This window comes from Streptomyces sp. PTL18, from assembly GCF_059510295.1.
The window spans coordinates 18,419-40,579 of the sequence record NZ_JCAJZO010000013.1 but is presented as its reverse complement, the minus strand read 5'-3'; the positions used below and the strand labels follow the sequence as shown (position 1 = coordinate 40,579).

23 protein-coding genes and 3 pseudogenes are annotated in these 22,161 nt (G+C 72.4%); 11 read left to right on the top strand and 15 right to left on the bottom strand.

The window, feature by feature from the left end; translation table 11 throughout:
• Nucleotides 1-22 precede the first annotated feature (22 nt).
• Genes AC5WS8_RS23575 through AC5WS8_RS23565 form a run of 3 tightly spaced genes read right to left on the bottom strand, consistent with a single transcriptional unit; the run spans nt 23 to nt 2,486 of the window.
• A complete protein-coding gene (locus tag AC5WS8_RS23575) occupies nt 23-343 on the bottom strand; it encodes a hypothetical protein (protein ID WP_496105437.1) in 321 nt (106 codons plus the stop codon).
• Nucleotides 340-927, bottom strand: a complete 588-nt coding sequence (locus tag AC5WS8_RS23570; RefSeq protein ID WP_496105436.1) for a sigma-70 family RNA polymerase sigma factor — start codon at nt 925-927, stop codon at nt 340-342. The genes AC5WS8_RS23575 and AC5WS8_RS23570 overlap by 4 nt, the downstream gene beginning before the upstream one ends.
• Nucleotides 924-2,486 (bottom strand): sodium:solute symporter family protein, encoded by a 1,563-nt coding sequence (locus tag AC5WS8_RS23565; RefSeq protein WP_496105435.1) that lies wholly within the window; start codon nt 2,484-2,486, stop codon nt 924-926. Before AC5WS8_RS23565 ends, AC5WS8_RS23570 begins: the two co-directional genes overlap by 4 nt.
• Before the next feature lie 233 nt (nt 2,487-2,719).
• On the opposite strand from AC5WS8_RS23565, the pseudogene AC5WS8_RS23560 reads away from it, so the two are divergent.
• A pseudogene (locus AC5WS8_RS23560) lies at nt 2,720-3,362 on the top strand (carbon starvation CstA family protein); the annotation flags it as partial.
• Between the two features lie 147 nt (nt 3,363-3,509).
• Here the strand turns inward: AC5WS8_RS23560 and AC5WS8_RS23555 are convergent.
• The 3 genes from AC5WS8_RS23555 to AC5WS8_RS23545 all read right to left on the bottom strand — a co-directional run bounded on the left by AC5WS8_RS23555 (nt 3,510) and on the right by AC5WS8_RS23545 (nt 5,674).
• On the bottom strand, nt 3,510-4,334 hold the full coding sequence (locus AC5WS8_RS23555; RefSeq protein WP_496105434.1) for an SURF1 family cytochrome oxidase biogenesis protein: 825 nt from the start codon (nt 4,332-4,334) through the stop codon (nt 3,510-3,512).
• 47 nt (nt 4,335-4,381) lie between these two features.
• Entirely contained in the window at nt 4,382-4,615 is a 234-nt protein-coding gene (locus AC5WS8_RS23550; protein ID WP_103845200.1) for a metallothionein, read from the bottom strand.
• A gap of 63 nt (nt 4,616-4,678) precedes the next feature.
• The gene (locus tag AC5WS8_RS23545) at nt 4,679-5,674 is read right to left on the bottom strand and encodes a DEDDh family exonuclease (RefSeq protein ID WP_496105433.1); all 996 of its coding nucleotides are present in this window, start codon (nt 5,672-5,674) and stop codon (nt 4,679-4,681) included.
• A 192-nt stretch (nt 5,675-5,866) separates the two neighbouring features.
• Between AC5WS8_RS23545 and AC5WS8_RS23540 the strand changes: the two genes are divergently transcribed.
• Entirely contained in the window at nt 5,867-6,577 is a 711-nt protein-coding gene (locus AC5WS8_RS23540) for a VIT1/CCC1 transporter family protein (protein ID WP_496105432.1), read from the top strand.
• Nucleotides 6,578-6,719: 142 nt separating this feature from the next.
• Here the strand turns inward: AC5WS8_RS23540 and AC5WS8_RS23535 are convergent, their stop codons facing one another.
• From AC5WS8_RS23535 to AC5WS8_RS23525, 3 genes are all read right to left on the bottom strand, one after another.
• Nucleotides 6,720-7,712 (bottom strand): CopD family protein, encoded by a 993-nt coding sequence (locus tag AC5WS8_RS23535; protein WP_496105572.1) that lies wholly within the window; start codon nt 7,710-7,712, stop codon nt 6,720-6,722.
• Nucleotides 7,713-7,895: 183 nt separating this feature from the next.
• Complete coding sequence (locus tag AC5WS8_RS23530) at nt 7,896-9,293, bottom strand: CoA transferase (protein ID WP_496105431.1); 1,398 nt, start codon at nt 9,291-9,293, stop codon at nt 7,896-7,898.
• 82 nt (nt 9,294-9,375) lie between these two features.
• Entirely contained in the window at nt 9,376-10,905 is a 1,530-nt protein-coding gene (locus AC5WS8_RS23525; protein ID WP_496105430.1) for a S8 family serine peptidase, read from the bottom strand.
• 367 nt (nt 10,906-11,272) lie between these two features.
• Between AC5WS8_RS23525 and moaA the strand changes: the two genes are divergently transcribed.
• On the top strand, nt 11,273-12,262 hold the full coding sequence (gene moaA / locus AC5WS8_RS23520) for a GTP 3',8-cyclase MoaA (protein WP_496105429.1): 990 nt from the start codon (nt 11,273-11,275) through the stop codon (nt 12,260-12,262).
• Between the two features lie 52 nt (nt 12,263-12,314).
• On the opposite strand, the gene AC5WS8_RS23515 is transcribed toward moaA, so the two are convergent.
• Together AC5WS8_RS23515 and AC5WS8_RS23510 are read right to left on the bottom strand one after the other, a co-directional pair.
• A complete protein-coding gene (locus AC5WS8_RS23515; RefSeq protein ID WP_496105428.1) occupies nt 12,315-12,533 on the bottom strand; it encodes a hypothetical protein in 219 nt (72 codons plus the stop codon).
• Nucleotides 12,534-12,746: 213 nt separating this feature from the next.
• The gene (locus tag AC5WS8_RS23510) at nt 12,747-13,142 is read right to left on the bottom strand and encodes a DUF3099 domain-containing protein (RefSeq protein ID WP_496105427.1); all 396 of its coding nucleotides are present in this window, start codon (nt 13,140-13,142) and stop codon (nt 12,747-12,749) included.
• A gap of 285 nt (nt 13,143-13,427) precedes the next feature.
• Here AC5WS8_RS23510 and AC5WS8_RS23505 point away from each other — a divergent pair, with 285 nt between their 5' ends.
• On the top strand, nt 13,428-13,703 hold the full coding sequence (locus tag AC5WS8_RS23505; protein ID WP_496105571.1) for a GlsB/YeaQ/YmgE family stress response membrane protein: 276 nt from the start codon (nt 13,428-13,430) through the stop codon (nt 13,701-13,703).
• Between the two features lie 77 nt (nt 13,704-13,780).
• Here the strand turns inward: AC5WS8_RS23505 and AC5WS8_RS23500 are convergent, their stop codons facing one another.
• Nucleotides 13,781-15,175 carry a metallopeptidase TldD-related protein gene (locus tag AC5WS8_RS23500; protein ID WP_496105426.1) on the bottom strand — a complete coding sequence of 465 codons (1,395 nt, stop codon included), beginning with the start codon at nt 15,173-15,175 and terminating at the stop codon, nt 13,781-13,783.
• Nucleotides 15,172-16,695 (bottom strand): TldD/PmbA family protein, encoded by a 1,524-nt coding sequence (locus AC5WS8_RS23495; RefSeq protein ID WP_496105425.1) that lies wholly within the window; start codon nt 16,693-16,695, stop codon nt 15,172-15,174. Before AC5WS8_RS23495 ends, AC5WS8_RS23500 begins: the two co-directional genes overlap by 4 nt.
• Nucleotides 16,696-16,954: 259 nt before the next feature.
• On the opposite strand from AC5WS8_RS23495, the gene fabG reads away from it, so the two are divergent.
• From fabG to AC5WS8_RS23480, 3 genes are all read left to right on the top strand, one after another.
• Entirely contained in the window at nt 16,955-17,659 is a 705-nt protein-coding gene (fabG, locus tag AC5WS8_RS23490; RefSeq protein WP_496105424.1) for a 3-oxoacyl-[acyl-carrier-protein] reductase, read from the top strand.
• Between the two features lie 5 nt (nt 17,660-17,664).
• On the top strand, nt 17,665-18,432 hold the full coding sequence (gene fabI, locus AC5WS8_RS23485; protein ID WP_496105423.1) for an enoyl-ACP reductase FabI: 768 nt from the start codon (nt 17,665-17,667) through the stop codon (nt 18,430-18,432).
• Between the two features lie 249 nt (nt 18,433-18,681).
• On the top strand, nt 18,682-19,050 hold the full coding sequence (locus tag AC5WS8_RS23480) for a hypothetical protein (protein ID WP_496105422.1): 369 nt from the start codon (nt 18,682-18,684) through the stop codon (nt 19,048-19,050).
• A gap of 33 nt (nt 19,051-19,083) precedes the next feature.
• Here the strand turns inward: AC5WS8_RS23480 and AC5WS8_RS23475 are convergent.
• Nucleotides 19,084-19,299, bottom strand: a pseudogene (locus tag AC5WS8_RS23475) (GntR family transcriptional regulator); the annotation flags it as partial.
• Here AC5WS8_RS23475 and AC5WS8_RS23470 point away from each other — a divergent pair.
• The 4 genes and pseudogenes from AC5WS8_RS23470 to AC5WS8_RS23455 all read left to right on the top strand — a co-directional run.
• Nucleotides 19,283-19,465: pseudogene (locus AC5WS8_RS23470) on the top strand (MFS transporter); the annotation flags it as partial. The pseudogenes AC5WS8_RS23475 and AC5WS8_RS23470 sit on opposite strands and share 17 nt — an antisense overlap.
• 57 nt (nt 19,466-19,522) lie before the next feature.
• Nucleotides 19,523-19,639, top strand: coding sequence for an SGM_5486 family transporter-associated protein (locus tag AC5WS8_RS23465; protein WP_496105570.1), 117 nt, complete (start codon nt 19,523-19,525; stop codon nt 19,637-19,639).
• A gap of 236 nt (nt 19,640-19,875) precedes the next feature.
• On the top strand, nt 19,876-20,088 hold the full coding sequence (locus AC5WS8_RS23460) for a hypothetical protein (RefSeq protein WP_496105421.1): 213 nt from the start codon (nt 19,876-19,878) through the stop codon (nt 20,086-20,088).
• A gap of 151 nt (nt 20,089-20,239) precedes the next feature.
• Nucleotides 20,240-20,758 (top strand): SixA phosphatase family protein, encoded by a 519-nt coding sequence (locus tag AC5WS8_RS23455; RefSeq protein ID WP_496105420.1) that lies wholly within the window; start codon nt 20,240-20,242, stop codon nt 20,756-20,758.
• Nucleotides 20,759-20,821: 63 nt separating this feature from the next.
• Here the strand turns inward: AC5WS8_RS23455 and serB are convergent, their stop codons facing one another.
• Nucleotides 20,822-22,033: a phosphoserine phosphatase SerB gene (gene serB, locus AC5WS8_RS23450; protein ID WP_496105419.1), complete on the bottom strand. Its 1,212-nt coding sequence runs from the start codon at nt 22,031-22,033 to the stop codon at nt 20,822-20,824.
• Nucleotides 22,034-22,161: the final 128 nt, after the last annotated feature.

Here is a 22,161-nt window from a genome sequence, read left to right as displayed (position 1 = left end):
GGGGAGCGGGTTCCCGGTGGGCCTACGGGACAATCAGGGCGTGGGCCGGCGGAGTGACGGGCGGTGCGGAGCCGAGGCCGGAGAAGACGACGCCGGGGTCCGACGGGACCTGGTTGAGAACCCACAGGCCGATCAGGGTGGCCAGGGTGAAGACGACCGCCACCAGCACGGTCAGGACGAGCCGGCGCCGACGCTCGCGGCGCAGCCACGCGCCGCGTGCCGTCCGGTAGGCGTCGGGGGAGGCGTGCACCCCGTCCGCCAGCGCGGCGAGGGCCTCGCGCAGCTCCCGTTCCGTACGGTCCGGACCGGTGCCACGCGACGGAGTCGCATCTCGATGCGTCATCGCCGGGCCTCCATCGCCTGGGTCAGGGCGGCGAGGCCGCGCGCCGTGTGGGTCTTGACGGATCCGCAGGAGATGCCCATCGCCGCGGCGATCTCCTGCTCCTTCAGGCCGAGCCAGTGCCGCAGCACGAGTGCCTCCCGCTGCCGGGCGGGCAACTGCTGGAGGGCGCCGATCAGCACCCGCTGGTCGTCGTGGAGGAGTGCGGTGCTCTCGGCGGAGGCGACGACCTCCTCCGTGGGCTTCTCCTCGTGCCTGCGCGCCACTTGGAGGTGGCGTATGCGCATCCGCGTCAGGTTGCACACCGTGGAGCGCAGATACGCCTCCGCCGCCTCGGTGTCCTTCAGGCGCCGCCACTTCCGGTAGATCTGGTAGTAGGCCTCGGCCACCACGTTCTCCGGGTCGTCGGCGCCGAGAAGTACGGCCAGGCGCAGCATCGAGGCGTAGTGCCACTCGAACAGGCGGGCGACACCGGCCTCGCGTTCCAGCTCGGCCGGGTCGCCCACCGCCGGGGTGAGGGGACCGGCCGGGCCGGCCGGCTGGGGCACCGGGGTCAGCGTGACGGGGGTGGGCTGTCTGCGTCTCACGGGGTGTTCGCTCCCGTCTCGGGGCGCCGCCTGGCGGTCAGGCGCGACGGTAGGTCGGTCGTGTCGGCGCCGCGCGGGACGCCGAGGCGTTCCAGGGCCGTGGTCGCGGCCACGGCGACGATCAGGTTGAGGAGCAGCGCGGCGAGTCCGGCGTAGATCTGCAGCGGCGTCCGCCCGGTGGCGAGCGGCACGATCGAGGAGAACCCCTCCCGCACCACCAGGAAGGTGCCGACCACCATGCCCACGCCCCACCCGGCGAGCAGGGCCCGCGGGTGCAGCCGTCCGGTGAACAGGCCCACGGCCACCGCCGGGAAGATCTGCAGGATCCAGACCCCGCCCAGCAGCTGGAGGTTGACGGCGTCCTGGTCGCGCAGCCCGAACACGAACGCCACCGCGCCCACCTTCGCGGTCAGCGACACCGCCCGGGCGATGCGGACCTGTCGTTTGGGCGTGGCCGTCGGGTGCACGTACTCGACGTACACGTTGCGGACGAAGCTCGTGGCGGCCGCGATCGACATCACCGAGGCGGGAACCAGCGCGCCCACCGTGATCGCGCCGAACACCAGTCCGGCCAGCGGCCCCGGCATCAGCCGGTCCACCAGCATCGGCACGGCCGCCTCGGCGCCGCCCCTCGGCGCCCGGACCCCGGCCGCGAGTGCGGCGATGCCGAGGAAGCCGAAGAGCGCGAGCAGCCCCGTCCAGGCGGGCAGCGCCACCGAGGCCTTGCGCAGGGTGCGCGGCCCGTCGGCGGCGAAACCGGCGGTGAGCACGTGCGGGTACATCAGCAGGGCCAGCGCGGAGCCGAGGGCGAGGCTGGCGTAGGCGGGCTGCTGGGCGGGGGAGAGCAGCAGAGCGGAGTGTGCCGTGTCGGGGCCGCCGAGGCGCCGGGCCGCGCCGTCGAAAACCGGTCCCGGGCCGCCGAGCCGGTCGAGGACGAGCCAGGTGACGGCGGTGAGCGAGACGAACACGGCCACCGCCTTGAGCGCCGAGATGACGGTGGGTGCCCGCAGCCCGTGCCGGTAGGTCGCCACCGCGAGCCCCGCGAACAGCGTCACCATCACCAGGTCGCCCGTGACGCCCCGCGGATACACGCCCCCGGCCGTCAGCACCGCCCGGATGCCGAGCAGTTGCAGCGCGAGGTACGGCATCGTCGCCAGGATCCCGGTCAGCGCGACCACCAGGGCCAGCGCCGGCGACCCGTAGCGTCCGCGTACGAAGTCGGCGGCGGTGACATAGCCGTGCCGACGGGCCACGGTCCACAGGCGGCTCAGCAGGACGAAGGCGAGCGGGCAGACGATCACCGTGTACGGCACCGCGAAGAAGGCGGCCGCGCCGTTGCCGTACGCCAGCCCGGGCACGGCGGTGAAGGTGTACGCGGTGAAGATCGTGCCGCCCAGCAGCAGCCAGGTCCACACCGGGCCGAGACTGCGGTCGGCGAGGGCCCAGCCCTCCAGGGAGGGCAGCCGGTCGCTTCGGCGCAGTCGGCGCGCGGTGACGGCGAGCAGGGACGCTCCGCCGATCATGGCGAGGAACGTCGCGGTCATGGCGTCGTCGGCCATGGGTCACCGTCCTTGGTGTGCCTGTGCCCTCGCAGGAGAGTTGCGCGGGGTGCCGGTTCGGAGGACAGGGAATCGAGGGGAAATCTTCCGGACATCCGCTGCCAACCGTTTCCCGTGGGTGGGCAACTCTTGCACGAACCGACAGCGAGCGGGAGAGCCGTCGGCACCGCGCACGTCCTGTCACGAGTTCTCACGCCACCCTCGAGGTGAGGAGCCGCCATGCCCGCATCACCCTGGCCGAATCCGGACCTCAGGTGCCCGAAAAATCCCGTACATCCCTACGGGTGGTCCTCCTGTGGACCGCCGTCTCGCTGCTCGGCGCCGTCGCCTGGGGCGTCCTCGCGCTCGCCCGCGGGGAGAGGATCTCCGCGGTCTGGCTGGTGGTGGCCGCGCTCGGCTCGTACGCCATCGCCTACCGCTTCTACTCCCGTTTCATCGCGCGCCGTGTGCTGCGGCCGGACGACCGCCGGGCGCCTGGAGGACGGGGTCGACTTCCACCCGACCGACCGCCGGGTCCTGCTCGGCCACCACTTCGCCGCGATCACCGGCGCCGGGCCGCTGGTGGGTTCGGTGCCGGCGGCACAGATGGGATACCTGCCCGGAACCCTGTGGATCGTGGCCGGGGTGATCTTCGCCGGGGCCGTGCAGGACATGGTGGTGCTGTTCCTGTGGATGCGGCGGGACGGAAAGTCGCTCGGTCGGATGGCCCGCGACGAGATCGGCCGGGTGGGCGGCGCGGCGGCGCTGGTCGCGGTGTTCGCCATCATGATCATTCTGCTGGGCGTGCCGGCCCTGGTCGTGGTCAACGCGCTCGCGCACTCCCCGTGGGGCACCTTCTCCGTCGCCGTGACCGTCCCCATCGCCCTGCTCATGGGCCTCGGCTTCACCGTCACCCCCGACCAGCTCACCCGGGCGGCCAAGGCGGTCGAGGAGCAGACGCGGTCCGCCACTGGCGGGACCGCGCGGCCGGCCTCCACCGGACGTGGGGTGTCCGGTCGCGGTCGCCACCGGATGCGGCCGGTGTCACACCGTGGTCGGCGCCGGCTCCTCGCGTCTCTCCTCGGCCGCCTTCGCCCGCTCCCGGGCCTCCCGGCGGACGAGGATCAACCAGCCGAGGGGGACGCCCGCCGCGAAGAGCCACCACTGGACCGCGTACGGCAGGTTGATGTCACCGAGCCCGATCCAGCTGCTGTCCTCCTTGGGCGACGGGACCAGCTCGGGACTGCCGCCCCTGGGGGCGGGGGAGACCAGCTCGATGTAGCCGCCGAGCACCTCCTTGGCGGAGGTGTCGCCCGCGTCGCGCAGCAGCGCGCCGATCTGCTCGCTGTTGATCAGCATGACCTGGCGGTCCGGCAGCCCCTTGAGGTTCTTGATGCCGCTCGCGGCCGTCGTCTCGTCCTGCATCAGCCGACCGGTGACCGTGATCTCGCCCCGGGCGGGTGCCGGGATCTTCGGGAACGTGGTCTGCGAGGCGGCGGAGTCGATCCAGCCCCGGTTCACGAGGAGGGTCCTGCCGTCGTTCAGCACGAACGGAGTCAGCACGTGGTAGCCGACCTCGTTGGCCGCGTTCGTACGGCGGCGCACGACCAGTTCGTGCGCCGTGTCGAAGTGGCCCTTCGCGGTCACCCGGCGGTAGAGGTCCTCGTGCCGGACGGTCCCGCCGACCGAGGTGAGCGACTCCGCGGGCACGGGCGGCGCCGCCAGCGACTCGTTGATCAGCCGGTTCAGCGCCTGCCTGTGGTCGTGGCGGTGCAGCTGCCAGAAACCCAGCCTGATCATCGTGGGGATGAGCAGGAGAGCCACCAGGGTGAGGATCACCCACTGCCGGGACAACAGGAAGCGGTACACCCCACGACGGTACATCTCGGACCGGGTCGCACCCGCACGGGGGTGCCTCAGACCCGGTCGACGATCCCCACCTGCCCCTCCGCGCGGGCGCAGTGCGCGCCGCAGTACCAGTGGCCGTCGACGTCGACGCCCTGGCCGATGATCTGGACGCGACAGTGTTCGCAGATGGGCGCCATTCGGTGGATGGCGCAGGCGAAACAGTCGAAGACGTGCACCGCGCCCTGCGCGTGCACCTCGAACGTCATGCCGTAGTCGTTTCCGCAGACCTCGCAACGTGCCATGCGCCACAGCGTGGGGTGTCGCCGTGGCGCGGGCGAGTGGGCGCCGGGCGAGTCGTGCGGCAATCACCCGTCCGCACGGGTCACTCCTTCCGTCGCGGGTTCGACGTCCCGCAGCAGCTGCCCGAACGCCGCCTCGTCGATCATCGGTGTCCCGTACTGCCGCGCCTTGACCGTCTTGGACGTGCCCGAGTCCGGGTCGTTGGTGACGAGCAGGCTGGTGAGCCGGGAAAGGCTCGTCGCCACGTGCAGCCCGGCCTCGACGGCGCGGTCCTCCAGCAGCTCCCGGTCGACCGAGGTGTCGCCGGAGAACGCCACCCGCATGCCCTGCTTGAGCCGCTTGCCCTCCTCGTACCGCCCCGGGTTGGGATAGGGACAGGCCGGGCGTTTGCGGGACGGGCGCCAACTGCTCGCGCGGTACCCCCCGGCGGACTGGCGGGGCACCGTGGGGGTGGCCGACCACTCCGTCAGCGGACGGCACTCCAGGAGCGGCAGTCGTACGCCCTCCCGGGCGGCGGCGTGCAGACTCGGCCGGAACGCCTCGGCCAGCACGCGCGCGTCGTCCAGCGCGTGGTGCGCCCGCCGCTGGACCACCCCGAAGTGCGCGGCCAGCGTCTCCAGCTTGTGGTTGGCCAGCGGCAGGCGCAGCTCCTTGGACAGCGCGATGGTGCACAGCCGCTGACGGACCGGCGCCTCGCGTTCCGCGCGTGCGTACTCCCGGGCGATCATCTGCCAGTCGAAGACCGCGTTGTGCGCGACGAGCACGCGGCCGTCGAGCCGGGCCGCGAACTCCTCGGCGACCTCCCGGAACAGGGGTGCACCTTCGAGGGTCTCGCTCGTCAGACCGTGTATCCACACCGGCCCCGGGTCGCGTTCCGGGTTGACCAGCGTGTACCAGTGGTCCTCGACCTCACCGCGCGCGTCCAGCCGGTAGACGGCGGCCGAGATGATCCGGTCGTCCCGGGCCAGGCCGGTGGTCTCCACGTCGACGACCGCGTACCCCTCCGGATACGCGGCCGGCCAGGCGGCCGGGGACACTGCGGTCGTGGGGTCTTCGAGCATGGTCACTGAGGATACGGGCCACGACCGACAGTCCCGGGCCCCACCCGCGACCCGCGGCTCCCCTGCGCCGGGCGCACAACCTTCGCGCCCGTGCACAGCAGTTGACGAAACCCCAACTGATGCTCTGTCAGGAGAGTCGGCGACGGGCGTGCCCGGGATGCCGTCCGCCTCATGAGGTGCCATCCTCCCCGTGTGATGGAACCCACGCACGACGAGGTACACGGCGGTGCGCTCGGGGCGCGGCTCAACTGGCTGCGGGCGGCGGTCCTCGGCGCCAACGACGGCATCGTCTCCACCGCGGGCCTGGTGGTCGGCGTCGCCGGGGCGACGACCGACCGCGGCACGCTGCTGACCGCGGGCCTCGCCGGACTGCTGGCAGGCTCGATGTCGATGGCGGCGGGGGAGTACGTGTCGGTGTCGACCCAGCGGGACTCCGAGAAGGCGGCCCTGGCCCTGGAGCGGCGCGAACTGAGGGAGCAGCCGGAGGCGGAACTCGAGGAACTGACGGAGATGCTGGAGCAGCGCGGCCTGTCCCGGCACGTGGCCCGGGAGGCGGCGGTGCAGTTGACGGCGCGCGACGCCCTGCGCGCCCACGCGCGCGTGGAACTCGGCATCGACCCCGACGAGCTGACGAACCCGTGGCACGCGGCCTGGGCGAGCTTCCTGGCGTTCACGGTGGGCGCCCTGCTCCCGCTGCTGGCGATCGTGCTGCCCCCGGCCGGCATCCGCCTGCTGGTGACGGTCGCGTCCGTCCTGGCCGCGCTCGTCATCACCGGCTGGACGAGCGCCCGCCTGGGCGCGGCGAAGCCGGGACGGGCCGTGGCCCGCAACGTGCTGGGCGGGGCGCTGGCGATGGGGGTCACCTATGCCGCCGGGACCTTGCTGGGGGCCGCGGGGGTGTGACCGTCCGGCTCCGGCGGCCAGGGCTCCGCGCGGCCGGTGCCCCTCGTCGACGGGCCCGCCGCGGCGAACGAGTCCGGCGACGACCGAGGGTCCCCGGGCGGCAGGGTTCCTGCTGGTCCGTGGCACGCTCGCCGGTGGCCGGTCAGGGCCAGCGGATCGGCGGCGGCAGCGCCGTCAACAGGCCCGAGACCGCCACCACCAGCCCCAGCACCACCACCTCCGCCCGCGCGGGCACACAGGCGCCCAGCGGGTCGGCGGCGCGCCGCAGGCGCAGGCGGGCGGCCAGGGCGAGCGCGGCGACGACGGCCACCAGCAGCACCTTGGCGAGCAGCGTGCGGCCGTACGCCGTCGTCGTCAGCTGGTCGAGGACGGTGTCCGGTGGCATGCGGCGCAGCGAGCTCCACACACCCGTCGCGGTGATCGCGGCGAGCAGAACGGCCGCCACGCGTGCGTAGCGGCCCAGCAGGAGGGCCCCCGCCCCGCGAGCCGCGCGCCAGTGCCGCAGCAGCCGCAGCGCGTGCAGCAGACCGCCCGCCCACAGCGCCGCGCAGCCCAGGTGGACCAGGGTCAGGCCGGCCCCCACCAGGGGGGAGTGCTCGGTGGCGGGATGGGCGCGCAGCGCCTCGGCGACGGCCACCGCGGCCAGCGGGAACACCTGGAGGGACGGCCGGCGGGACAGTGCGCACAACCCGGCCACGAGGAAGGCGTTGACCTCCACCAGGGCCAGCGCGCCGTCCCGGGTCTGGTACAGCCCGCCGACGTCGATCTGGGCGAGCCGGTCGGGGACCAGATTGCCGGTGGCCACGACCGAGGCGAGCCCCAGCGCTGCGGCGAAGCCCGCACCGGCCGCCCAGGGTGCCCAGCTGCGCGGCCCCTCCGCCACGGGAGCGCCCGGCGTCCGACGTGCCAGGCGGGCGACGAACAGCTCGCCCACGGGTACGCACAGCGCCGCGAACAGCACCGCACGCAGCAGGCCGACGCCACCCGCCCCCGGGGCTGCCGCCTCGCCCGTGCCGTGCAGCGCGGCCGAGGGCCCGAGCAGCGGTATCAGGGCGGCGACCGTCACCAGGGCGAGCCCGGCGACGCCCCGGCGGAGCGAGGGACGGACGACGGGGGCGGCGTCCGCGACGGGCACGGAGGCCGTACCGGTGTCTGCGTCGTCGGGCCCGGCACCGGGTCGTATCGAGCTCACGGCACGATCTTCGCCAGTCGCCACAGAAACGGGCAACCGAAGTCAATCAACTGAGGGAATGGCATTCCGCCCAGGGAGACGATTTCGGCCGCCCGGTTCCCCCGCTCCCGGGTCGCGCCCGGTGCCTCAGCTCCCGAGCCGGGGCCCGTCCCACCGCGCGGGATCGCGCCCCCACCGCCCCGGCGGGCGCGTCCAGTCGGCCGGGCCGCCCGCGAAACGGACCGGTGGCAGGGCGTGGCGCAGCCGGCCCAGCGAGCTGCCGCTCTCGGCGACCCAGGGATCCGGGCCGTCGTACGCCGCCTGCGCCGACCCGGTGTCCCGGACGGTGTCGTCCGTCAGCCAGGCCGCCGTCCGTGCCAGCGCCAGCCGTACCACCCGGGTTCCGCCCTCCTCGGTCTGCTCGGTGAGGCACCGCAGGACCGCCGCGGCCAGCAGATACCCCGTGCCGTGGTCGAGGGCCTGCGCGGGCAGCGCTCCCGGCCGCTGGGCCGACCCCTCGGTCACCGCGATACCGGTGGCGACCTGCACCAGGCTGTCGAAGCCCCGCCGTCCGCCCCACGGCCCGTACGCGCCCCACGCCGACAGCTCCGCCACCACCAGCCCGGGCCGGCGCTCGGCGAGTCGCCCGGCGGAGAGCCCGAACCGGTCGAGTGCGCCGGGACGGTAGCCCGTGACGACCACGTCCGCCTCCGCCAGCAGATCCTCCACGGTCCGCCGGTCCGCGGACGCCCGCAGGTCGAGCACCGCGGACCGCTTCCCGAAGTCCATGTCGGCGTGCTGGTCGGGGAGTTCCGGGACCTGGGGGCTGTCGATCCGCAGGACGTCCGCGCCGAGCAGCGCCAGGGTCCGGGTGGCCACCGGGCCCGCGATGACCCGGGTGAGGTCCAGGACGCGGACGCCGGCGGCGGGCAGCAGCGGCTCGCCGTCGAGCGGTACGAGAGGGCGTACGGGAGCCCGGTCGAGCCGCTCACGGCCCACGAGCGGGTGCGCGGCGACCGCCCGCCCCTGTTCATGCGCCGCCCACTCCCTGGGCGTGCGCAGCGCGACCGCGAGCCCTCCGAGCGCGTACACGCTCTCCTCCACCTCGAGGGACGACCGCTCGGCGAGTGCGGCGGCCACGGTCTCCACGGACGCGTCCGCTGCCAGCCCCAGAGCGCCCAGCAGCCGCTCGCGGTGGTGCGGATAGTTCGCGTGCGTGCGCACCCAGCCGTCCGCGGTGCGCCAGAACCGCGAAAGCGGCGCGAAGTTGACCGGTTCCCGGCCGTCGATGCGCAGATGCCGCTCGCTGTGGAAGGCGGTGGCCACGGCCCCGTCGTCGACCCGCACCTCGGGAACGGCCGGCATCCCGGCCCGCCGGGCGCCCCACTCGGCGGCGGCCAGCGCGCACACCCCGACGCAGGCCCGCGCCACCTCCCGTACGGGAAGCCGCGACCGCAGCGCGCCCTCCCGTGCGACGGCCGAGATCCTCCGCACCAGCGCGGGATCCCCGCCGAGTGCCGCCCATGCCACGTTCGTATCGGTCATGAGGACACTGTGGAGGGTGTACTGGATCAACATGAGGGAGGGGCCGGACAAGGCCCGGCCCCTCCCTGTCACCTGATCCGGGTCATCTGACCGCGCGCAGGGCGTTGACGATGCCGAAGCCGTAGAAACCGTTCACGCGTTTGCCGCCCGCGCAGGTCGCGTCCACGACCCCGTCGCCGTTACCGTCGTAGGGGGCGGTCGGGCAGCCCGGGTTGTCCGCCTGCGCCTTGAGGAGCGCCTGGAGCTGGGCCGGGCCCGCCCACGGGTGTGTGGACTTCAGCAGCGCGGCCACGCCCGCGACGTGCGGCGACGCCATCGACGTGCCCTGCAGGAAGCCGTACTGGCCGTTCGGCATCGTGGAGAGGATGCGGCCGTTCTTCGACGGGGTGTCCGGGATCTGGTACTTGTCGCCGCCCGGGCCCGCGACGTCGATGACGCCGTCGCCGTAACTGGAGTAGTACGACTTGGCGTCGGTGACGCCCGTCGCGCTGACCGTGACGACGCCCGGCAGCTGCGTCGGCACGTCGAAGCACTCGTGCGGGTCGACCGTGCGGGGCACCGCCGTCGAGTCGTCGGGGCTGGAGGCGTCGGCCAGGGCGTGGGAGTCCAGGTCGTCGTTGGAGTTGCCCGCCGAGGCGATGTTGAGTGTGCCCTTGTGCCGGGCGTACAGCTGGGCCCGGTTGACCGCGTCGACGATGGCCCGCTGGTCCGGGTCGTCCATGCAGTTGTACAGCCACGGGTCCACGTAGTAGCTGTTGTTGGTGATCGCGACGCCGTGGTCGGCGGCGAACACGAACGCGCAGACGACGCTCTCGGGGTAGAAGAGCTCGTTGACCGGGTCGGCCACCTTGATGGCGGAGACCTTGACGTTCGGGGCGACACCGGCGACGCCGATGCCGTTGCGGGCCGCCGCGATCTCCCCGGCGACGTGGGTGCCGTGGTAGTGCTCGGGCTTCGCCGGCCGCCAGGCGCCGTAGGAGGTGTCCGCCTTGCCGCCGACGCAGTTCGCGGACTGTGACGGGGAGAAGTTCGGCGCGAGGTCCGGGTGCGTGTCGTCGACGCCGGTGTCGATGACGGCGACCGTGACATTGCGGCTGCCCGGGTCGATCCTCGCGGCCTTGTCGGCGCCGATCGCGCGCAGGTCCCACTGGTCGGCCTCGAGGGGCTCGCTGCCGTCCGCGTTCGCCGAGGCCCTCGTGACCTTCGCCGCCTCCGCCTTCGTCAGGTACTGCGCGGCGCCCTCGTCCGTGGTGCCCGAGGCCGTCAGCGGTGCGGTCCGGGTCGCCCCCGCGGACTGCACTCCTCGGACGGTACGGAGGGTCCGCGCGAAGTCCGGGTTCGCGGAGTGCACGACGATCACGCCGATCCTGTCGTACGTCACCACGACCGTGCCGCCGGCCGCGGCTATCGCCTGCCGCACCGTCGCCAGCGTGTGACGGTCCGTCCGGGTGTTGACGACGTAGGCGAGTTCCGGCCCCTCGGCTGTCCGTGCGGTGGTGGCGGTGCGCGCGGCGGCCGACGCGGCACCCGGCAGGAAGCCCAGGGAGGCCGTCAGCGACAGCACGACGGGTACGGCGAGGGCGAGGCGGCCTCTCGAACGGCGATGAGCCATGGGGTCTCCACATCATCCGGAAAACGTGAACCTGCCGGACACGGGTGACGTGATCGGCAGGTACATGACGAGTGGTGCAGGGCGAAGCTATCCGCCGCCCCGTCGGTCGGCAACAAGTTCAAGCGAATGAAAAAAACCGAGCTGAACCGGCCCCCGCGCGGCGCCGTGACCCAGGACGGAGGACCCGAAGACGGCCGAGGGCCCCGGTCGGGTCACCGTCCGGAGTGCTGCGGTCGCAATCGGTTACGAGGCTGCGTCACCCCGCCCACAGAAGGGCCGCTGTCGTTGTCAGCGGCGTCACGTAGGCTCGCAGAGGACGGTGCAGGTGACGGAGAATGTGTGATCCGCGACGAGGGAGGGGGCCCACGTGCTCATCGACACCTACGGTCGGGTGGCCACCGACCTCAGGGTCTCGCTGACCGATCGGTGCAATCTGCGCTGTACGTACTGCATGCCCGAGGAGGGTCTGCAGTGGCTGGCCAAGCCCGACCTGCTCACGGACGACGAGATCGTCCGCCTGATCGACATCGCGGTCACGTCACTGGGCATCGAGGAGGTCCGCTTCACCGGCGGCGAGCCGCTGCTGCGTCCCGGCCTGGTCGGCATCGTGGACCGGGTCGCGGCCCTGCGGCCCCGCCCCCGGATGTCCCTCACCACCAACGGCATCGGCCTCAGGCGCACGGCGGCGGCCCTCGGGGCGGCGGGCCTGGACCGGGTGAACGTCTCGCTGGACACCCTGCGCCCGGAGGTGTTCAAGACCCTCACCCGCAGGGACCGTCACAAGGACGTCCTCGACGGCCTGACGGCCGCCCGGGAGGCCGGCCTGACCCCGGTCAAGGTCAACGCGGTCCTGATGCCGGACCTGAACGCCGACGAGGCCCCGGACCTGCTCGCCTGGGCGATCGAGCACGACTACGAGCTGCGCTTCATCGAGCAGATGCCGTTGGACGCCCAGCACGGCTGGAAGCGTGAGGGCATGGTCACCGCCGGGGACATCCTCGCCTCGCTGCGCACCCGCTTCGAGCTGACCCCGGAGGGCGCCGAGGAGCGCGGTTCGGCCCCGGCCGAGCGCTGGCTGGTCGACGGCGGCCCGCACCGCGTCGGCGTCATCGCCTCCGTCACCCGCCCGTTCTGCGCGGCCTGCGACCGCACCCGTCTGACCGCCGACGGTCAGATACGCACCTGTCTGTTCGCCACCGAGGAGACCGACCTGCGCGGCGCACTCCGCTCCGGCGCCCCGGACGAGGAGATCGCCCGGATCTGGCGGCTCGCGATGTGGGGCAAGAAGGCGGGCGCGGGCCTGGACGACCCGTCGTTCGTACAGCCGGACCGGCCGATGTCGGCGATCGGGGGTTAGACCGGGGTCGGACCGGGTCCAGGGGGACACTCCCCGATACCCGCTGAAGCCCTCAGGCGCCGTCGGGCGCTTCCCAGTCCTCCAGCTCGACGACGTCCTTCAGGAACCCCCGCACACCGAGGAACTGCGACAGGTGCTCCCGGTGCTCCTCGCACGCCAGCCACGTCTTGCGGCGCTCCGGCGCGTGGATCTTCGGGTTGTTCCATGCCAGCACCCACACGGCGTCGGCACGGCAGCCCTTGGCGGAGCACATCGGGGTTTCGTCAGTCACAGCTTCGTCTCACAGCCACGGCAAACAAGGCGACGCCGAGCAGCCACGGGGGGAGCTGCCCGGCGTCGGTCTGTCGCTCCGACGGGGGATGCGGAGCGCGTACGAAGTATGTCACGGGTAACCCGCTACCCGGCACCGGAACAACATGATTGATCTGAGCTTTTCTTGAGCTCGGCGCCGCGTGCGATTCCGCTTCCCGGGCATCCGCCGTGGTCAGGTCCGCTCACGCGGTTCGCCGGGGGTTCCTCCCACGGGCTCCGCCGGTGCGTCGTCCTGGCCGGATTCCTGCGATCCGTCCGCCGTCGGTGGCGCGATCATCGGACGCACCGGGACGTTGATGAACGTCGACGGCAGCGACGGCGCGTTCTCCCGTCCCGCGTTCGCGATGACGACGGCGATGTACGGCAGCACAGCGCCGAGCACCAGCGCGACGATGGCGACGGGCCGCTCCACGTTCCACAGGCTGGCCGCGAGGATCACCGCCACCGTACGGATGCCCATCGACACCACGTAACGCCGCTGCCGGCCGCGTACGTCCGCCTCGAGCCCCTGCCGGGCTCCCGTGATCCGGAACACCTGGACGTCGCCGCCACCGCTCCGCTTCCGCATCACACCGCACCACCGCCTGTCCCGGACTCTCCCCGGCCCGTACCTGCCGCACAGCCGGTCAGGACCCGAGCCCGAACACTCTCCACGGTACGCCGCGCCCCGGCCGCCATCGAGACCGGGGCACCTCCCGCCTGCGCGAACGCCTCGCGCGCCCCGCCTACGGGTGATCCCGACATGCGCCGTACGGCGGGCGGACCCAGACTGACCTCACTGCTCACTGCTCACTGCTCACTGCTCACGTCTCATGTCGAGCCGTACACCGTACGAGGGATCGAGGAGGCAGCCATGGGCTGGTTGTGGGCGATCATCGTCGGATTCGTGCTGGGCCTGCTGGCCAAGCTGATCCTTCCGGGCAAGCAGCACAGCCCGCTGTGGCTGACCACGCTCATGGGCACGATCGGCGGCCTCGTCGGCAACGCCGTCGCCCGCGCCCTCGGCATCGCCGCCACTCCGGGCATCGACTGGGGCCGCCACGGCCTCCAACTCGCCGCCGCCGTCCTCTTCGTCTTCGTCGGCGAGATGGCGTACATGACACGCAGGGGCGGCAGACAGCAGGTATGACGGCACCGGAACGGGAAGGGGCGGCCCACGACGGGGAAGGGGCGGCCCACGACCGCCCCTCCTGCCCGCAGCGGGCGTCACACGCCCTGGCTGACCGAGCTCATGTTGAAGTCCGGCACCCGCACCGGAGGCATCGCGGCCCGCGTGAACCAGTCGCTCCATTCGCGCGGCAGCGTCTTCTCCGTACGGCCGGCCTCGGTGGCGCGGCCCAGCAGGCCGACCGGTGACTCGTTGAACCGGAAGTTGTTGACCGCGCCGGTGACCTCCCCGTTCTCGACGAGGTAGACGCCGTCCCGGGTCAGGCCGGTGAGCAGCAGGGTCGCCGGGTCCACCTCGCGGATGTACCACAGGCAGGTCAGCAGCAGTCCGCGCTCGGTGCCCGCGACCATCTCCTCCAGGGAGCGGTCGGAACCCCCGTCCATGATCAGGTTCCCGATCGCGGGCGCGAGCGGGAGGCCGGTCAGGGCCGCGGTGTGCCGCGTGGTCGTCAGGTGCCTCAGCTCGCCACCGCCGATCCACTCGGTGGCCTGCACCGGCAACCCGTTGTCGAACACCGACAGGTCGTCGCCGGAGGCGTGCGCGACGACGAAGGGCGGCGTCTCCAGGCCCGGCTCGTCGGGATCGCTGCGCAGGGTCAGCGGCAGTTCGGAGAGCCTCTCGCCGACGCGGGTGCCGCCGCCCGGCTTGCTGAACACCGTGCGACCCTCGGCCGCGTCCCGTGCCGATGCCGACCACATCTGGTAGATCAGCAGGTCCGCGACCGCGGTCGGCGGCAGCAGCGTCTCGTAGCGCCCCGCCGGCAGCTCGATCCTGCGCTGCGCCCACACCAGCCGCCGGGCCAGTTCCGCGTCCAGCGCCGCCGGGTCGACGTCCTTGAAGTCCCGGGTCGAACGCCCCGCCCATGCCGAACGCGTACGGTCCGGGGACTTGGCGTTCAGCTCCAGCGTGCCGTTCGGCTGGTCGTGGCGCAGCCGCAGCCCGGTCGACGTGCCCAGGTACGTGGAGACGAGTTCATGGTTGGCGAAGCCGTACAGCTCACGGCCGCCCGCACGCGCGCGGCCGAACGACTCGCCGAGCGCCGGCGCGAAGTCCGCGAAGACGGCGGAGGAGGTCTCGGCAGGGGCATCCGTGAAGTCAGGTGACGGGGCCACCCCGGTGACCAGCGGCTGCGCGTCCTCGGCCGGCCCGGCACCGCGCGCGGCGGCCTCCGCGGCCCGTACCAGCGGCTCCAGTTCGTCCGCGGTGACCGCCGAGCGGGAGACGACCCCGGAGGAGGTGCCCTCCCTGCCGTCGACCGTTGCGATGACGGTGAGGGTGCGCCCGCGCGTGACCCCGTTCGTGGTCAGCGCGTTGCCCGCCCACCGCAGGTTGGCGGTGGAGTGCTCGTCGGCGATGACGACACACCCGTCCGCCCCGGACAGCTCGAGGGCGCGCTCGACGATTTCGTGCGGCTTGTTCGTACGGGCGCTCATCGAGCGGCCTCCTGCGTCGTGTTGAGAATGTCCACTCCCCTGAAGAGGGCCGAGGGGCAGCCGTGCGAGACGGCCGCGACCTGGCCCGGCTGGGCCTTGCCGCAGTTGAAGGCGCCGCCGAGGACGTACGTCTGCGGACCGCCGACGGCCGCCATGGAGCCCCAGAAGTCCGTCGTCGTCGCCTGGTAGGCGACATCCCGCAGCTGACCGGTGATCCGCCCGTTCTCGATCCTGAAGAACCGCTGCCCGGTGAACTGGAAGTTGTAGCGCTGCATGTCGATGGACCAGGAGCGGTCCCCGACGACGTAGATGCCCCGGTCCACGCCCCCGATGAGGTCCTCCGTCGACAGCCCGGCCGGGTCCGGCTGCAGGGACACGTTCGCCATCCGCTGCACCGGCACGTGCGCCGGGGAGTCGGCGTACGCGCACCCGTTCGAGCGATCGAAACCGGTGAGCCGCGCGATGCGCCGGTCCAGCTGGTAGCCGACCAGCGTCCCGTCCTTGACCAGGTCCCAGGACTGTGCCTCCACGCCCTCGTCGTCGTACCCGATCGTGGCGAGCCCGTGCTCGGCGGTGCGGTCACCGGTCACGTTCATCAGCTCGGAGCCGTACCTCAGCTTGCCCAGCCGGTCGAAGGTGGCGAAGGAGGTGCCGGCGTAGGCGGCCTCGTAGCCGAGGGCACGGTCCAGTTCGGTGGCGTGCCCGACGGACTCGTGGATCGTCAGCCACAGGTTGGACGGGTCGACCACCAGGTCGTACACCCCGGACTCGACGCTCGGGGCGCGCATCTTCTCGGCGAGCAGCTGCGGGATCTGCTCCAGCTCCGCGTCCCAGTCCCAGCCGGTGCCCGTCAGGTACTCCCAGCCCCGCCCGACCGGCGGTGCGAGGGTGCGCATGGAGTCGAACTCACCCGTGGACTCGTCCACCGACACGGCGGTCAGCTGCGGATGCAGCCGCACGCGCTGCTGGGTGGTGACGGTCCCGGCGGTGTCGGCGTAGAACTTGTTCTCGTGCACGGTGAGCAGCGACGCGTCCACGTGGCTGACGCCGTCCGCCGCGAGCAGCCGCCCGCTCCACTCGGCCAGCAGACCCGTCTTGTGCTCGTCGGGCACGGTGAAGGGATCGATCTCGTACGACGACACCCATGTCTTCTCCGCGTGCACCGGCTCGTCCGCCAGTTCCACCCGCTCATCCGACCCCGCCGCCTCGATGACCTGAGCCGACAGCCTGGCCATCGCCACGGCCTGCGACGCCACCTTGGCGGCGGCGTCCGGGGACAGATCGACACCCGAGGCGAACCCCCAGGTCCCGCCGTGCACGACCCGCACCGCGTACCCCAGGTCGGTGGTGTCCGAGGACCCGGCGGGCCTGCCGTCCCTGAGCCGCTGGGCGGCACTGCGCAGCCGCTCGAACCGGAAGTCGGCGTGCTGGGCCCCGAGCGACCGCGCACGCGCCAGTGCGGCGTCGGCCAGGGCCCGCAACGGCAGTGCCGTGAAGGCTTCGTCGATGGAATGAGGCACGGAGGTCTCCCTGCTGTCGTGGCCTGTCGGCTCCGATCATGTCGCGCGGGCGGGGACGGGGACGACACCTCTGCCCCCGGTGGCCGGACCCGCGCGTCGGGGACCGTCTTCACGGCGGTCGCTTCTGTAGGGACCCGACAGTGAGTCCCCTACGCCACTGTCGGTGCCCGATTGTCCGCGCGGGGGGCCGGACCGATAGGTTTTCGACGAAGGGGCCTGTCTTGCAGGGGTTCCAGACCGCTAACGAAAGGGTGATCCGTTGAGCCGCTCGGTTCTCGTCACTGGAGGCAACCGGGGCATCGGCCTCGCCATCGCCCGCGCGTTCGCCGACGCCGGCGACAAGGTCGCGATCACATACCGCTCGGGTGAGCCGCCGGCCGGCTTCCTGGCGGTCAGGTGCGACATCACCGACACCGAGCAGGTGGAGCAGGCCTACAAGGAGGTCGAGGCCCAGCACGGCCCGGTCGAGGTCCTCGTCGCCAACGCCGGCGTCACCCGGGACCAGCTTCTGATGCGCATGTCCGAGGAGGACTTCACCTCGGTCATCGAGACCAACCTCACCGGCACCTTCCGCGTCGTCAAGCGCGCCAACCGCGGCATGCTGCGCGCCAAGAAGGGCCGCGTGGTGCTGATCTCGTCGGTCGTGGGGCTGCTCGGCTCCGCGGGGCAGGCCAACTACGCCGCGTCCAAGGCCGCCCTGGTCGGCTTCGCCCGCTCCCTCGCCCGTGAGCTGGGCTCGCGCAACATCACCTTCAACGTCGTCGCCCCCGGCTTCGTCGACACCGACATGACCCGCGCGCTCAGCGACGAGCAGCGCGAGGACATCGTGTCCCAGGTGCCGCTCGGCCGGTACGCGCAGCCGGACGAGATCGCCGCGGCGGTGCGGTTCCTCGCCTCCGACGACGCCTCGTACATCACTGGAGCCGTCATCCCCGTTGACGGCGGACTGGGAATGGGTCACTGATCACCATGAGCGGAATTCTCGAGGGCAAGCGCGTCCTGATCACCGGTGTCCTGATGGAGTCCTCCATCGCCTTCCACACCGCGAAGCTGGCCCAGGAGCAGGGTGCGGAGATCATCCTGACCGCGTTCCCGCGGCCCACGCTGACCGAGCGCATCGCCAAGAAGCTGCCGAAGCCCACCAAGGTCGTCGAACTCGACGTCACCAACGACGAGCACCTCCGCCGCCTCGCCGACGTGGTCGGCGAGGAACTGGGCGGTCTCGACGGAGTCGTGCACTCCATCGGCTTCGCCCCGCAGGACGCCCTCGGCGGCAACTTCCTCAACACGCCGTTCGAGTCCGTGGCCACCGCCATGCACGTCTCGGCGTTCTCCCTGAAGTCGCTGACCATGGCCTGCCTGCCGCTGATGCAGAACGGCGGCTCGGTGGTCGGCCTCACCTTCGACGCCCAGTACGCCTGGCCGCAGTACGACTGGATGGGCCCGGCCAAGGCCGCCCTGGAGGCCACCAGCCGCTACATGGCGCGTGACCTCGGCAAGCAGAACATCCGCTGCAACCTCATCTCCGCGGGCCCCATCGGCTCGATGGCCGCCAAGTCCATCCCGGGCTTCGGCGAGCTGGCCTCCGTCTGGGACACCCGTGCCCCGCTGGAGTGGGACCTGAAGGACCCCGAGCCGGCCGGCCGCGGTGTCGTGGCACTGCTCAGCGACTGGTTCCCGAAGACCACCGGCGAGATCATCCACGTGGACGGCGGACTGCACGCCATCGGCGCCTGAGCCGCGCCGCGGATGCACCCCGGGGCCCGGACCCGTGCCCTCTCGGCCCGCTGAGCGTTCACGCGATCGCTCAGCGGGCCCCATCGCCTGCATCACACGCTCCTACGAGGCCGACGCCCCGCTCCCCGCTGCGCGCGGGAAGCGGGGCGTCGCCCGTTCGGACCACCTGGCCGGGCGTGCCGGGCCGTCCGGGACACACGCTGGGAGCACGCACCGCCCCGCACGCGGCACGGCCGAGGAGGTTCCCTTGTGCGCTTGTCCCACCGCGTGGCCCCGGCCTTCCTCACGCTCGCCCTGGTGACGGTCCTGCCGTACGACGCCCTGCCGCCGCACGGCGCGCACACCGCGTCGCCCGCGCGCGAGGACGCCGGGAAGTCCGCCGACCCGGGCCCCTTCGGCTCCGAGTGCCGGGTCCGCGTCACGGGCGCGCACGTCGTCGCGTACTGCCACAACCCCTATCCGGACAGCGATCACGTGAGCCTGCACATCGAGTGCGCCCAGTGGTGGGACATCGACACCGACACCGCCCCGGTCGAGGCGGGGCCCGCGGCGACCGTACGGCTGACCGGCCGCTGCTGGGAGAACGTGCGCTCGGCGTGGGTCGGTCACCGGCGGTGATCCGGCACCCGACTCCCGTTCCGTGGGGAGCTCTCAGCGGCCCGCCGGCCCCGGGCCCCCGGGACCGCACATCCGCGGATGGCTCGCCGCCGCCGTGCCCGCCGCGTCGGCGTCGCCCGCGCGGGTCGCGTCCACCAGCGCCGAGTGGTCCGTGTACCCCTCCGGCGTCAGCTCCTCGCCGACGTCGCCGCGCAGCCAGTCCCGCAGCACCTCGCCCAGGTCCGCGTGCATCGCGGTCGTCACGTCGTTCGGGTATCTGCTGTCGATCCCCGGGCCGCTGCTGGTCGGCGTCCTCTGCCAGCACAGCGGCGACTGGGGCCTGCCGCTCGCGCTCATGGCCGGGCTCTTGGTCCCGCAGATCGCGGTGGGCGTCCTGGCGGGCCGCGACCGGATCGTGGAGGACGAGGCGGCACGCCGAGCGACGGACCGCCCCCGCCGCGGCCCGGGTGGGGGAGGGTGCGAAACTGGGCGTATGCCCGTGCTCGAACCGAACCCCCGGAACGGCCAGAAGAAGATGCTGCTCGTCTTCGGCGCGTTCTTCGCCATCTTCCTGGTCATCGCCGTCATCGCGACGATCGCCTCACCATGATGATCGCCTCACCGTGACGATCGCGTCTTTGCGGCGTTCGTGTCTCCGTGACGACCGCGTCTCCGCTCACCCACCGGTGACGGCTCATGGTGGTGCCGCCCCCCCATCCCCTAGGGGGTGAGTGTCAGGGGCAAGTGGGTGGATCACCGGATGGGTTGAGGGCCGCCGCGCCCGTAGCTTCGAGATGTGGCCGCGAGGCGCGGCCCACGGACCACTCGAGGACCCCGGAGGCAGTCATGCCGGCCCGTTCGCACACCCGGCCCCACCCGGCGACCACGGGCGGCGTCGACCTACGGCTGCCCTGGTGGGCCCTCGCCCTGCCCACGCTCGCCTTCGTCGTCCTGCTGGCGCTGATACTCGATCCGGCGGACGCCGGCACCGGCGGCGACCCCGCCCCCGGCCACCTCCTCGAACGGGTCCAGCACGCGGTGACGCAGCACGCACGGTGACGCGACCCGACCGGGTCGTGACACGGTCCGGGCGGGGCCGTACGCGGCCGGCCGCCTGTGGGTCCCGGCGTGAGGAGGCCGGTGACCAGGCGTATCGCGGCGCTGCCAACTCCCTGCGCCCGTTGGCCTGTTTCATGCGAAGCTGGGACTCATGAGCTCCGCAGAACCCCGCAGGATTGTCCTCTTCCGGCATGCCAAGGCCGACTGGCCGCAGGTTCCCGACCACGAGCGTCCGCTCGCCGACCGGGGCCGCCAGGACGCGGCCGCGGCCGGACTGAAGCTGGCCGAGACCGGCATCCCCTTCGACCTGGCCCTGTGCTCCACGTCCACTCGCACCCGCGAGACCTGGAAGCTCGCCGTCCAGGAGCTGCCGCATCGACCGAAAACCGTCTATGAGGAGCGGCTCTACGAGGCCTCGCCCGGCGAGCTGATCGCCGTGCTCAACGAGACCTCCGACGACGTGCGGAACGTGGTCCTGATCGGTCACAACCCCAGCATCCAGGGTCTCGCCGACGTCCTGTCCGGTGCGACCGAGGGCGATGCCCGCGAGCGGATGAGCCGGCGCGGCTTCCCGGCCGCCGCCTTCGCCGTGCTCTCCTTCGACGGCTCCTGGAAGGCGCTGGAACCGGGCACGGCCACCCTGCTCGACTACTGGGCGCCCAGCGAGTAAGAGCTCCGATGCGGCATCGCGAAGGGGCCCGGCACCGCGGGACCCCTTCGCGATCCGGGACCGTCAGAGGCCGTCGTCGTGCGCGTCCGCCGCCTCGACCTCTTCCCGGGTGACACCCAGCAGGTACAGGACGGTGTCCAGGAAGGGGAAGTTCACCGCGGTGTGCGCGGCCTCACGGACGACGGGCTTGGCGTTGAAGGCCACACCCAGGCCCGCCGCGTTCAGCATGTCCAGGTCGTTGGCCCCGTCACCGATCGCCACGGTCTGCGCCAGCGGCACCCCCGCCTCGGCGGCGAACCTGCGCAGCAGCCGCGCCTTGCCCGCGCGGTCCACGATCTCCCCGACGACCCTGCCGGTCAGCTTCCCGTCGACGACCTCCAGGGTGTTGGCCTGCGCGAAGTCGAGCCCGAGCCGCTCCTTCAGATCGTCCGTGACCTGGGTGAAGCCGCCCGAGACGACACCCACTTGGAAGCCGAGTCGTTTCAGTGTGCGGATCAGGGTGCGCGCGCCCGAAGTGAGCCGGACCTCGGCGCGCACCTTGTCCACCACCGACGCGTCCAGACCCTTCAGCAGCGCCACCCGGGCGTGCAGCGACTGCTCGAAGTCCAGCTCCCCGCGCATGGCGGCGGCCGTCACCTCGGCGACCTCCGCCTCGCATCCGGCGTGCGCGGCGAACAGTTCGATGACCTCGTCCTGGATGAGCGTGGAGTCCACGTCCATCACGACCAGCCGCTGGGCCCGCCGGTGCAGACCGGCCGCGACGACGGCGACGTCGACACCGAGCGCCGCGGCGTCGGTCACCAGTGCGGTGCGCAGCGGCTCGGTCTCCACGCCGGACACGGCGAACTCGACCGCGGTCACGGGGTACTTGGCGAGCCGGAAGATGCGGTCGATGTTGCCGCCGGCGGCCGCGATGCGGGCGGCGATCGCCGCCGTGGCGTGGGCGGTGAGGGGATGGCCGAGGACGGTGACGAGGGAGCGGCCGAGGCCGCGCGGACGGTTGTCGCCGATGCCGGAGATGATCTCCGCCTGCATCTTCATCGACTCCGCCCAGGTGTGGACGGTGGCCCGCAGATCGCCCTCGAGTTCGGGCGGCGGCACGGTCACGAGGGCGCACAGCACCATCCGGCCCCGGGTGACGACCTGCTCGATGTCGACGACGTCGACGTGGTAGGCGGCCAGGGTGTCGAACAGGCCGGCGGTCAGGCCGGGCCGGTCCTTGCCGAAGATCTTGACAAGGAGGGTAGGGGCGTCGGAGGTCTGCACAGCGCTCATGGTGCTTCCACCGTATCCGGCACCCCTCGCGCACCGCCTGTCAGGTCCGCCCAGCGGACGGGGAACACTGGGTTGCGCACCGATGGCGTACGCGTTACCCGTCCGCGAAGGCGCAGGCATGGGCGCGG

Coding starts and splice junctions, on each gene's coding strand:
- AC5WS8_RS23455 (WP_496105420.1), top strand. CDS start 20,240: ATGAGCTCCGCAGAACCCCGCAGGATTGTCCTCTTCCGGCATGCCAAG.
- AC5WS8_RS23505 (WP_496105571.1), top strand. CDS start 13,428: ATGGGCTGGTTGTGGGCGATCATCGTCGGATTCGTGCTGGGCCTGCTG.
- AC5WS8_RS23545 (WP_496105433.1), bottom strand. CDS start 5,674: ATGCTCGAAGACCCCACGACCGCAGTGTCCCCGGCCGCCTGGCCGGCC.
- AC5WS8_RS23530 (WP_496105431.1), bottom strand. CDS start 9,293: ATGACCGATACGAACGTGGCATGGGCGGCACTCGGCGGGGATCCCGCG.
- AC5WS8_RS23465 (WP_496105570.1), top strand. CDS start 19,523: ATGCCCGTGCTCGAACCGAACCCCCGGAACGGCCAGAAGAAGATGCTG.
- AC5WS8_RS23460 (WP_496105421.1), top strand. CDS start 19,876: ATGCCGGCCCGTTCGCACACCCGGCCCCACCCGGCGACCACGGGCGGC.
- AC5WS8_RS23525 (WP_496105430.1), bottom strand. CDS start 10,905: ATGGCTCATCGCCGTTCGAGAGGCCGCCTCGCCCTCGCCGTACCCGTC.
- fabI (WP_496105423.1), top strand. CDS start 17,665: ATGAGCGGAATTCTCGAGGGCAAGCGCGTCCTGATCACCGGTGTCCTG.
- AC5WS8_RS23550 (WP_103845200.1), bottom strand. CDS start 4,615: ATGGCACGTTGCGAGGTCTGCGGAAACGACTACGGCATGACGTTCGAG.
- AC5WS8_RS23510 (WP_496105427.1), bottom strand. CDS start 13,142: ATGCGGAAGCGGAGCGGTGGCGGCGACGTCCAGGTGTTCCGGATCACG.
- serB (WP_496105419.1), bottom strand. CDS start 22,033: ATGAGCGCTGTGCAGACCTCCGACGCCCCTACCCTCCTTGTCAAGATC.
- AC5WS8_RS23575 (WP_496105437.1), bottom strand. CDS start 343: ATGACGCATCGAGATGCGACTCCGTCGCGTGGCACCGGTCCGGACCGT.
- AC5WS8_RS23500 (WP_496105426.1), bottom strand. CDS start 15,175: ATGAGCGCCCGTACGAACAAGCCGCACGAAATCGTCGAGCGCGCCCTC.
- AC5WS8_RS23565 (WP_496105435.1), bottom strand. CDS start 2,486: ATGGCCGACGACGCCATGACCGCGACGTTCCTCGCCATGATCGGCGGA.